Origin of the sequence: Chroococcidiopsis sp. (genome assembly GCF_051657925.1) — a bacterium.
Lineage (GTDB): Bacteria > Cyanobacteriota > Cyanobacteriia > Cyanobacteriales > Chroococcidiopsidaceae > Chroococcidiopsis.
Genome location: NZ_JBOFLP010000013.1, coordinates 1 through 9,213, shown reverse-complemented (window position 1 = coordinate 9,213; position 9,213 = coordinate 1). Strand labels below are relative to the sequence as shown.

Annotated in this window: 13 protein-coding genes; 6 read left to right on the top strand and 7 right to left on the bottom strand. The window is 44.4% G+C overall.

Annotation, left to right across the window (positions count from 1 at the left end):
* A partial coding sequence (locus tag ACRC32_RS01100) for a caspase family protein (protein ID WP_438552251.1) occupies positions 1 to 811 on the bottom strand: 811 nt, incomplete at its 3' end.
* A gap of 444 nt (positions 812 to 1,255) precedes the next feature.
* Between ACRC32_RS01100 and ACRC32_RS01095 the strand changes: the two genes are divergently transcribed.
* Together ACRC32_RS01095 and ACRC32_RS01090 are read left to right on the top strand one after the other, a co-directional pair.
* Positions 1,256 to 2,002 carry a pyridoxine 5'-phosphate synthase gene (locus tag ACRC32_RS01095; RefSeq protein WP_438552250.1) on the top strand — a complete coding sequence of 249 codons (747 nt, stop codon included), beginning with the start codon at positions 1,256 to 1,258 and terminating at the stop codon, positions 2,000 to 2,002.
* A 55-nt stretch (positions 2,003 to 2,057) separates the two neighbouring features.
* Positions 2,058 to 2,384, top strand: coding sequence for an MgPME-cyclase complex family protein (locus ACRC32_RS01090; protein WP_192157512.1), 327 nt, complete (start codon positions 2,058 to 2,060; stop codon positions 2,382 to 2,384).
* Positions 2,385 to 2,398: 14 nt separating this feature from the next.
* On the opposite strand, the gene ACRC32_RS01085 is transcribed toward ACRC32_RS01090, so the two are convergent.
* From ACRC32_RS01085 to crtE, 3 genes are all read right to left on the bottom strand, one after another.
* Positions 2,399 to 2,533 (bottom strand): hypothetical protein, encoded by a 135-nt coding sequence (locus tag ACRC32_RS01085; RefSeq protein ID WP_438552249.1) that lies wholly within the window; start codon positions 2,531 to 2,533, stop codon positions 2,399 to 2,401.
* A 4-nt stretch (positions 2,534 to 2,537) separates the two neighbouring features.
* Entirely contained in the window at positions 2,538 to 3,029 is a 492-nt protein-coding gene (locus ACRC32_RS01080) for a divergent PAP2 family protein (RefSeq protein ID WP_438552252.1), read from the bottom strand.
* 116 nt (positions 3,030 to 3,145) lie between these two features.
* Complete coding sequence (crtE, locus tag ACRC32_RS01075) at positions 3,146 to 4,072, bottom strand: geranylgeranyl diphosphate synthase CrtE (protein ID WP_438552248.1); 927 nt, start codon at positions 4,070 to 4,072, stop codon at positions 3,146 to 3,148.
* Here crtE and ACRC32_RS01070 point away from each other — a divergent pair.
* On the top strand, positions 4,040 to 4,222 hold the full coding sequence (locus ACRC32_RS01070) for a hypothetical protein (RefSeq protein ID WP_438552253.1): 183 nt from the start codon (positions 4,040 to 4,042) through the stop codon (positions 4,220 to 4,222). The two genes, crtE and ACRC32_RS01070, sit on opposite strands and share 33 nt — an antisense overlap.
* Positions 4,223 to 4,243: 21 nt before the next feature.
* Here ACRC32_RS01070 and folD read toward each other — a convergent pair whose 3' ends face one another.
* Together folD and ACRC32_RS01060 are read right to left on the bottom strand one after the other, a co-directional pair.
* Positions 4,244 to 5,122, bottom strand: a complete 879-nt coding sequence (gene folD, locus ACRC32_RS01065; RefSeq protein ID WP_438552247.1) for a bifunctional methylenetetrahydrofolate dehydrogenase/methenyltetrahydrofolate cyclohydrolase FolD — start codon at positions 5,120 to 5,122, stop codon at positions 4,244 to 4,246.
* Between the two features lie 78 nt (positions 5,123 to 5,200).
* Positions 5,201 to 5,371, bottom strand: coding sequence for a hypothetical protein (locus ACRC32_RS01060; RefSeq protein ID WP_438552246.1), 171 nt, complete (start codon positions 5,369 to 5,371; stop codon positions 5,201 to 5,203).
* A 61-nt stretch (positions 5,372 to 5,432) separates the two neighbouring features.
* Between ACRC32_RS01060 and ACRC32_RS01055 the strand changes: the two genes are divergently transcribed.
* Together ACRC32_RS01055 and ACRC32_RS01050 are read left to right on the top strand one after the other, a co-directional pair.
* Entirely contained in the window at positions 5,433 to 5,741 is a 309-nt protein-coding gene (locus ACRC32_RS01055; RefSeq protein ID WP_438552245.1) for a hypothetical protein, read from the top strand.
* Positions 5,742 to 5,759: 18 nt separating this feature from the next.
* Complete coding sequence (locus ACRC32_RS01050) at positions 5,760 to 6,200, top strand: NUDIX hydrolase (protein ID WP_438552244.1); 441 nt, start codon at positions 5,760 to 5,762, stop codon at positions 6,198 to 6,200.
* A 54-nt stretch (positions 6,201 to 6,254) separates the two neighbouring features.
* On the opposite strand, the gene ACRC32_RS01045 is transcribed toward ACRC32_RS01050, so the two are convergent.
* Positions 6,255 to 7,169: a DMT family transporter gene (locus ACRC32_RS01045; RefSeq protein ID WP_438552243.1), complete on the bottom strand. Its 915-nt coding sequence runs from the start codon at positions 7,167 to 7,169 to the stop codon at positions 6,255 to 6,257.
* 188 nt (positions 7,170 to 7,357) lie between these two features.
* Here ACRC32_RS01045 and mutS point away from each other — a divergent pair.
* On the top strand, positions 7,358 to 9,213 hold a 1,856-nt coding region (mutS, locus tag ACRC32_RS01040), incomplete at its 3' end, for a DNA mismatch repair protein MutS (RefSeq protein ID WP_438552242.1).

Sequence of the window (9,213 nt, the reverse complement as noted above, 5' to 3'; positions counted from 1 at the left end):
TTTGCTGATTCATCAGCCGCAGTTGGTGATTTAACCGATCTATATATTGGATAGTTTGGTGATAAACATATTTATATAGCCCATCTGCATCAATCACACCTTGAGCGTCGGCGGCTTCCCCCCTTAATCCTTGCATCAGGTAGTAAGTAAATAACCCATGCTTCAGTTCGGGAAATTCCCAAGACCTTTGCTTGCGATCGCAGGATAATAAGGCATAAAAGCCTCGACTTTGAGTTGCTCGTTGCCTCAATACCTCCATCAATTGCTGTGCTGGGTTCAGTTCTGGTTGCTCTACCGTCACTTCACCTTTAGCTCCCCGCAAAGTGAGATCCCCACTGTGACAAGCATCGAGCCATAGCATTTGGCGATGAACTTGACTCTTGTGCAATAGCTCTAATACATCTGGCAATTTCAAACCTGTTTGCAGTAGGTTATCTTTCGATGTATCTGCCAAACATAAAACGACTTGCCCCGTCTCCCGATCTAAAACTCCATGACCGGAAAAGTAAAGCAAAATTGTATCTTGAGGTTGAGCCACTGCGACAATTTGTTCTAAACTCTGCCGCACTGCCTCGAGTGTGGGTGGATGAGTAGCGAAATCGTGATGCGCGATCGGTTCCTTGCGTGGAAATCCTTGAGTTGCTTCTGCCAGCGCTTCTGTCAATCCTTGGCAATCAGAGGCAGAATAACTCAGCGACGGTAGCCGAGCGTCTTGATATTGATTCACTCCCACCAGCAAACTCCACAGCTTGGCTTCCCCTGTTTCCAAGGCATGAGTAGAGCGGCTAGTACTGACACTTAATGGACACATCTTCGGAGCTAAGCTAAGGGGTAGGGACTGGAAACTGAGGGAAGAAGTATTTATAAGTCTTCCCACTGACTAAATAATTGATAACTTAATATTGGTATAGCTACATCTAAAATGATTCCTTTCTCGGAAATTATTAAGTTGTATTAAGGAATCGAAAATATATCAAATCAGGTTAAGTTAACGCGATCGCGCATAGCTTGCCTCCTATTTTATCTATCAGCTCTCATGCAAATCTTTATGCTGATGCTCAATGCCCCGATCGCTAATTTTTCTGTAGATGCCATCTCGTAGGAAGCGAGCTAGATTCGGAGCCATCTAATTCTATGATAGGGCGATCGCGCTTTTTTTGCAGTCCTCCACTTACGAATACCCGACTTACAACTTACGACTTAGTTTGACTCTTGGTAAAATTAAGTGCGGAGACGGCAAGTATAGGGAGCGTGGATGCCTACACTGGGAGTAAATATCGATCATATTGCGACAATTCGACAAGCTCGACGCACGGTAGAGCCAGATCCCGTGGCAGCAGCGGTGCTAGCAGAATTAGCCGGAGCTGACGGGATTACAGTCCACCTGCGCGAAGATCGGCGACACATTCAAGAAAGGGATGTGAGAATATTGCGGCAGACAGTCCGCACGCACCTGAATTTGGAAATGGCAGCGACAGCAGAAATGGTGGCGATCGCTCTAGATGTAAAGCCAGATTATGTCACCCTAGTTCCCGAACGGCGAGAAGAGGTGACAACTGAAGGGGGATTAGATATAGCAGGACAACTGAATCGCATGAGCGAGGTAGTAGACAAGCTACAAACAGCAAATATTCCCGTAAGTTTGTTTATTGATGCCGAGGATGCACAAATTCAAGCTTCTGTCAAGACTAAAGCCAAATTTATCGAACTGCATACAGGACGCTATGCTGAGACAAAATCAGAAGCCAGCCGCCAAGCAGAATTGACAGTGTTAGCCAAAGGTTGCGAACAAGCGATCGCCTCTGGATTGCGAGTTAACGCCGGACACGGTTTAACCTATTGGAATGTTTACCCAATTGCCTGTATTCCTGGGATGGAAGAACTCAACATCGGTCATACAATTATTAGTCGAGCGGCTTTAGTTGGTATGGAACGAGCCGTGCGCGAGATGAAACAAGCTATTAGGGGAGTAGGGAGCAGGGAGCAGGGAGCAGGGAGCTGAGGGAGCTGAGGAGCAGGGGAAAACCAATTACCAATTACCAATTACCATCAAAACAATGAAAACATACCACTACGTTTTAGCTAGTCAACATTTTTTAATTGAAGAAGAACCTTTAGAAGAAGTATTGAAAGAACGGACGCGCGACTACTTAGAAAAGCAAAAAGAAATTGATTTTTGGTTAGTGAAACAACCTGCCTTTTTAGAAGCCCCCGAAATGCAGGAAATTAAAACCAAATGCCCACAGCCAGCAGCAGCAATTATTTCTACTAATTCTCAGTTTATTACTTGGCTGAAACTGCGATTAGAGTTTGTCATCACCGGGCAATTTCAAGCTCCCTCTGATACTATTCCCGATCCTCTAGCTTCATTGACAACGGTGTAATCAGTTATTAGTTGTCAGGAAAGAGTGGTGCGTGGTGCGTGGTGTGGGAAGTGTGGGAAGTGTGGAGATTTTAAAATTCTTTCTCCGCGACTCTCCCGAGCGCTCCTTGCTCCCTGCTCGTGCGCTCCCTGCTCCCTGATAACTGACAACTGATTAGCCTCCCGCCGCTAGTACTGGGTAGGTAGGTGTGAATAACAAAGTATTGACAAACCAAGCAATGCATACGCCCAACATAGAACCAACAATGACTTGGAAAGGCGTATGTCCCAATAATTCTTTTAAGCGGTCTTCATTCAGTTCAGGGTGTTCGCTGAATAACTCGTCCATCATTTGATTGAGAATGCGGGCTTGTTTGCCTGCGGCTTGACGCACACCAGCAGCGTCGTACATAACAATGATGGCAAAAATAGTCGCGATCGCAAATTCTGGACTATCCCAACCTGCTGTTTGACCGACACCTGTGGCTAAAGCTGTCACTAATGCAGAATGGGCGCTAGGCATACCGCCAGTAGTTAACAAAACGCGAAAATCTAATTTATGGTTTTTGAGTAATTCAACCGCCAGTTTTGCTGCTTGAGCAATTAGACAAGCTATGATAGCAACCAGCAGTACGCTGTTATTGAGAATATCGCCAATGTCCTGCATGAGGTTGGAAAGGATTGAGAGTAAAGGGTAAAGTTTGAGAGGCGGGAGTCGGGAGTCGGGAGTCGGGAGTCGATATTTCGCCACTCATCACTCATCACTCACCACTCACCACTCCCCTAATTTTTGCGGTTGGTGATGAAGTCAGCTAGAGCAATGAGTGGTTGTGCTTTCTCGCCAAATGGAGTTAGTTCTTTTTTTGCCGTGGCAATTAATTCTTGTGCTTGGCGGCGGGATTCTTCTATACCCCATAGGCTAGGATATGTGACTTTTTGCGCTTGTAAATCTTTGCCAGCAGTTTTGCCTAATTCCTCTGCTGTTGCCGTAACATCCAAAATATCATCGATGACTTGAAAGGCAAGTCCGATATTTTGAGCATAGCGCGACAGCCGTTGCAAATCCAATTCTTCCAACCCTGCCAAAACACCTCCGCTGACGACACAAGCTTCTAGTAGTGCAGCAGTTTTATGGGTATGAATGAAGTGCAAAGTGTCTGCGGTCACGTCTGACTTGCCTTCCGACTCCAAATCTACGACTTGACCGCCAACTAATCCCGCCGCGCCAACAGCATGACCCAACTGCGCGATCGCTCGTAATACGCGCTCTGGTGGTACATTTTTAGTCTGGGTAGCAATATACTCAAAGGCATAAGCCAACAGACCATCTCCAGCCAGAATTGCAATATCGTCACCATAAACCTTGTGATTTGTCAGTCGTCCGCGTCGGTAATCGTCGTTATCCATAGCTGGTAAGTCATCATGAATCAATGACATCGTATGGATCATTTCTAAGGCACAAGCCGTAGGCATTGCCATTTCTACCGTGCCTCCTGCCATTTCGCAAGTAGCCAAGCAGAGAATCGGACGTAACCGCTTTCCTCCTGCTAGAAGCGAATAGCGCATTGCCTCGTAGATTTTTTCTGGATAAGTGACGGTAATCGAACTCTCCAGCGCCGCTTCAACTTCTACTTGGCGTTGTTTCAAGTAAGCTGAGAGGTCAAACGGGGCTTCATTATGAGGCATCTGAAGGTTATCCGCTGCTACCATGCCTTGTTTCCTTTAGGTGCTGTCGTCTCCGTAACAATTTTACGAGAAATTGGCAGTTGTCAGTTGATAGTTATCAGTTATCAGTTATCGGTTGTCAGTTGGAGTCAGGAGTCAGAAGAAAAGAAAGTCGTTTTGACTTTTGATTTTTGACTTTTGACTTTTTTGTTTCCATTACCCATTAACCTTTTGAGAATAGCTCCAGACTGTATTGTGCAATAGCATGGCGACTGTCATAGGACCAACGCCACCTGGAACTGGGGTCAGCAATTCGGCAACTTCTTGTACTGACTCAAAATCTACGTCTCCAACCAGGCGGCTGTTACCTTCGTAGTCGATAATGCGGTTGATTCCCACGTCTATGACTACAGCGTCAGGTTTGACCATTTGGGCAGTAATCATGTTAGGACGACCGACAGCAGCAATGAGGATATCTGCTGTTTGAGTAATGGCTGCAAGGTTATGCGATCGCGAATGGGCGATCGTGACTGTTGCATCAGCTTCTAGTAACATCAAAGCTAGAGGCTTTCCAACCAAAATACTCCGCCCCACGACTACAGCTTGTTTACCCTGCAAAGAAATTTGATATTCCTGTAACATTCGTATCACACCTGCTGGGGTGCAACTGCGTAAACCCGATTCTCCCCTGACCAACCGTCCCATATTCACCGGATGCAATCCATCTGCGTCTTTATTTGGGTCAATTTGATGTAGTAAAGCGACAGAATCTAAATGATTGGGTAATGGTAGTTGAACGAGAATCCCATCGACTCTTTCATCTTGGTTTAAATCTTGAATCGCCTGTGCGACTTCTGCTTGGGTAGCATCGGCAGGAAAATTCTTTCCAAAAGAAGCAATTCCTACTTTAGTACAAGCCCGCTCTTTATTGCGCACGTAGGCAGCACTAGCAGGATTATCCCCCACCATGAGTACTGCTAGCCCTGGGGGTCGTCCGATTTGCGGTTGTAGCGCCTGAATCAGTGTCATTAACTCCGTCTGAATTTTTTGAGCTAAAGCTTTGCCATCTAGTATCTTCGCTGTTTTTGTGTTCATCGCCGTTGAGGGAACTTTTTTAAAATGGTTTTGTCAAAAGGCAGTTATAACTGTTTTTGACTTATATAGTTTAAGCAATCAGTTATCAGTAAAGAATGGGGTGTAGGGTGTAGGGTGTAGGGTGTTGGGAAATTTTGAATGCGTGAATGCGTGAATGCGTGAATTTTGAGTTGCTCCCCCTTGTCCCCCGACTCCCGACTCCCTTGCTTCCTTGTCCCCCTTGTCCCTTTTTATGAATTTCTCTCGCATTGCAATTTACTTATTTCTTGTCGTAGGACTGCTTGGTTGTGATAGATTGCCCCAGTATGTAATGAATGGTATTGGCTTGATGGGTGCAACTGCTTTTAAGATTGGCGAACTCAAACCAGAGACAGGCAATGGAACTACCGTTCGCCTCCAAGGTAAAGTCGTACAACAAATACCTTTAGCTGGTTGGCGGATGTATCAACTGCAAGACTCCACAGGGAAAATTTGGGTGCTGACAAAAAGAACGAATGTGCGGCTGCAAACACCTGTCTCAATTGAAGGTAAGGTATATTTTCAGAGTATCCCGATCGCAGGTCAAGATTTTGGGGAAATCTATGTAGAGGAACAGCAGGTACAGACTCCCACCCGTTAGGTTAATTCTTGCAAAATTATGACTCATCAACCCGTTCGCGTGGCGATCGCTATCCTCTATCGTGACAATAAATTTCTCTTCCAGTTACGCGATGACATTCCCAATATTGTTTATCCGGCACACTGGGGCTTTTTTGGCGGACATCTCGACCCAGGCGAAACGCCACATGAGGCTGTAATTCGAGAATTACAGGAAGAAATTACTTATTTTCCCCCTTCTATATCTAAAGTTGGCTGTTACTCCGATTCTAAAGTAGAGCGCTATGTTTTTCACGCACCACTAACAGTAGATTTAGACCAACTCGTATTAAAGGAAGGCTGGGATATGGCTTTATTAACTCCCGAACAAATTCAACACGGGAGTTGTTATTCACCCAAAGCCGATCGCATTCTACCTTTAGTCCCTGCGGCAAGACAAATTATTTTAGATTTTTTAGAAGTGGGGACGCTCACAAAATAAATCAAAATAAATGAACCTAGTGTAGAGATGTGGTAAATTGCATTTTTCCAACAGTTAACTCTTATTTGTAAAAAATACTCCGACGACAACTAGAACCCCACCCAAGACTAAACTAACAGTAATCGGTTCCTGTAATAATAAGGCGGCGAATGCGATCGCAGACACGGGAACTAAGTTAATAAAAATTGAGGCTTTGGCAGCACCAATTGCTGAAACTCCTTCATAATACCAACTAAAACCAATTGCCGAACCCAAAACCCCTAGATATAGAATTCCTAGCCAAGCAGAAAGAGGAAACTGCATGAAATTTTGAACTATTCCCTCAAATAAAGCTGGAATTAACAGCGCGATCGCTCCTACTATACAAGCATACGTGGTAGCAGCTAACGGAGAAAGGGATCTCATAACTGATTTACCAATGAGAGTATAAGCTACCCAACTGAGTACGCAGCCAAAAATAAGAACTTCTCCCCAGCCTACACTACCTCTTAATAAATTTATGATTTGTCCTTTGCTGATGACAATTGCTGCACCTATTAGAGAAGTAATAATTCCCATTAATTTTAAACCATTGAATTTTTCTTGAAAAAATAGAGCAGCACCAAGAGCGATAAAAGTAGGGTTGAGAGCTACAATTAAAGCAGCACGACTAGCAGGAACAGTTTGCAAGCCGAGGAAAAAGAAGGCATTGTAACTAAAAATACCTGTCAAGCCTAGTAAAATAACTGGAATCAATTGACTTTTCGGGAATTGAGGCAAGCGTTTTTCAATCTTTTGCGTCAAGATTAAAAGACAACTTGAAGCGATCGCAAAGCGAAAAAATGCTGCTGTAAATGGTTCCATAGTTTGTACGACTATTCTACCAGCGACGAACGTGCCACCCCAAATAATTGCAGTTAAAACTAATTTCAAATAAGTTGTCATCAAAAAATCCTTTTGTAGACGAATATAAGAGCGATCGCACTTCATAACACGTATCCCCTACTGCGAAGCACGAAGCTGAATGAAGTTATCGCATCTTTACTACCCTGACAGTTAAAATAGACGAGGCGAGCGATCGCACTGAGTCACAAAAACAGCGTTAGCGAAGCTTAACAAAGTTATCTCTTATCATCAACCTACGGTAGAGTCGTAAAAGACTGTAGTACGAGCGATTCATGAAAGTTCCTTCCACTCCGACTGCTGCTGAATCTCAAGCACCCATACAACCTTGTACTGACTGTCGGCAGATAGACAAAAACAAGCTATCGCCAATGTATAAGCATTATGTAGAAGTAAAAGAGAAGCATCCCCATTCTTTATTGCTGTATCGGTGTGGAGATTTTTTTGAAACATTCTTTCAGGATGCAGTCATAGTCTCGCGGGAATTGGAACTCGTTCTCACCAGCAAACACGGTGGCGAAATTGGACGGGTGGCGATGACAGGCGTACCGCATCACGCTTGGGAACGATACACAACTCAGTTGATCGAAAAAGGCTATGCTGTCGTTATCTGCGATCAAGTTGAAGACGCAGCGGTTGCACAAGGTTTAGTCAAGCGGGAAGTGACGCGCATCCTGACTCCAGGGACTCTGCTGCAAGATGGAATGCTGAAAGCTAGCCGTAATAATTATCTCGCAGCAATAGCGATCGCGAAAAATCATTGGGGTTTAGCTTATGCAGATATCTCGACAGGAGAATTTTTAGCAACGCAAGGCAGCAATTTAGAACAATTAACCCAAGAAATACTGCGACTGCAACCATCTGAAGTCCTCGTTCCTACCAAAGCACCAGACGTAGGGACATTATTTCGTCCCGGGGAAACATCAGAACACATTCCCGAATGCTTACCACCATCATTTTGTTACTGTTTGCGATCGCAATCTAGTTTTAACACGGGTGAAGCTAGACAAAAGTTAATTCAAAAGTTTAAAGTGCGATCGCTTGAAGGTTTTGGCTGTGAAGATTTACCCCTAGCCGTGAGTGCAGCGGGTGGATTATTAGACTATATCGAAGATACGCAAAAAGAAAGTGACGTTCCCCTACAACAACTACGCACTTATGCAATTACCGACTACTTAATTCTCGATCATCAAACTCGTCGCAACTTGGAAATTACCCAAACCGTGAGAGATGGAACTTTTATTGGTTCTCTATTATGGGCTTTAGATAAAACAACTACGGCGATGGGTAGTCGTGCTTTAAAACGATGGTTTTTGCAACCACTATTAGATATTAAAGGCATTCGAGCGCGGCAAGATACAATTCAAGAACTAGTAGAAAATAGTTCCTTACGGCACGACTTGCGGCAGCTTTTACGACAAATTTATGACTTAGAAAGACTCAGCGGTAGGGCTGGTTCGGGAACGGCAAATGCGAGAGACTTAGTTGCATTAGCAGAGTCAATGTTGCGTTTACCAGAATTAGCAAGGTTAGTCACAGAAACGCGATCGCCCTATCTCCGTACTTTACAAAAATTTCCCTCAGATTTAGAACAATTAGGACATAAACTGCGCGCGCAGTTAGTTGAATCTCCCCCCATTCACCTCACAGAAGGAAATTTAATTCGTCCTGGGATCAATTCCCAACTCGACGAAAGGCGGCGACTATTAGAAGAAGATTTGCAGTGGGTGGCTAATTTTGAAATTGATGAAAAAGCTAGAACGGGAATTCCAACATTAAAAGTCGGTCACAACGACACCTTCGGATACTATATCAGCATTTCTCGTGCCAAAGCCGATCAAGTTCCCACTAACTACATTCGCAAGCAAACTCTAAAGAACGAAGAACGCTACTACACGCCAGAATTAAAAGAAAGAGAAGCGCGTATCCTTACGGCTGAAAAAGATTTGTACCAGCTAGAGTACGATATTTTTACCGAATTGCGAACAGAAGTAGGAGAACAAGCCGACGCAATTCGTAATGTCTCCCGTGCCATAGCCGCAGCCGATGTATTGTGTGGCTTTGCCGAAGTTGCAGTATATCAAGGTTATTGCCGTCCAGAAATTGTCTCAGGACGAGAAATTAACATCGT

Bases quoted from the DNA above. Each gene is read 5' to 3' on its own strand.
- ACRC32_RS01055 (WP_438552245.1), top strand. From the start codon at position 5,433: ATGAATGGTATTGGCTTGATGGGTGCAACTGCTTTTAAGATTGGCGAA.
- ACRC32_RS01095 (WP_438552250.1), top strand. From the start codon at position 1,256: ATGCCTACACTGGGAGTAAATATCGATCATATTGCGACAATTCGACAA.
- ACRC32_RS01080 (WP_438552252.1), bottom strand. From the start codon at position 3,029: ATGCAGGACATTGGCGATATTCTCAATAACAGCGTACTGCTGGTTGCT.
- ACRC32_RS01070 (WP_438552253.1), top strand. From the start codon at position 4,040: ATGAGGCATCTGAAGGTTATCCGCTGCTACCATGCCTTGTTTCCTTTA.
- crtE (WP_438552248.1), bottom strand. From the start codon at position 4,072: ATGGTAGCAGCGGATAACCTTCAGATGCCTCATAATGAAGCCCCGTTT.
- ACRC32_RS01090 (WP_192157512.1), top strand. From the start codon at position 2,058: ATGAAAACATACCACTACGTTTTAGCTAGTCAACATTTTTTAATTGAA.
- folD (WP_438552247.1), bottom strand. From the start codon at position 5,122: ATGAACACAAAAACAGCGAAGATACTAGATGGCAAAGCTTTAGCTCAA.
- ACRC32_RS01045 (WP_438552243.1), bottom strand. From the start codon at position 7,169: ATGAAGTGCGATCGCTCTTATATTCGTCTACAAAAGGATTTTTTGATG.
- ACRC32_RS01060 (WP_438552246.1), bottom strand. From the start codon at position 5,371: ATGCGAGAGAAATTCATAAAAAGGGACAAGGGGGACAAGGAAGCAAGG.
- ACRC32_RS01050 (WP_438552244.1), top strand. From the start codon at position 5,760: ATGACTCATCAACCCGTTCGCGTGGCGATCGCTATCCTCTATCGTGAC.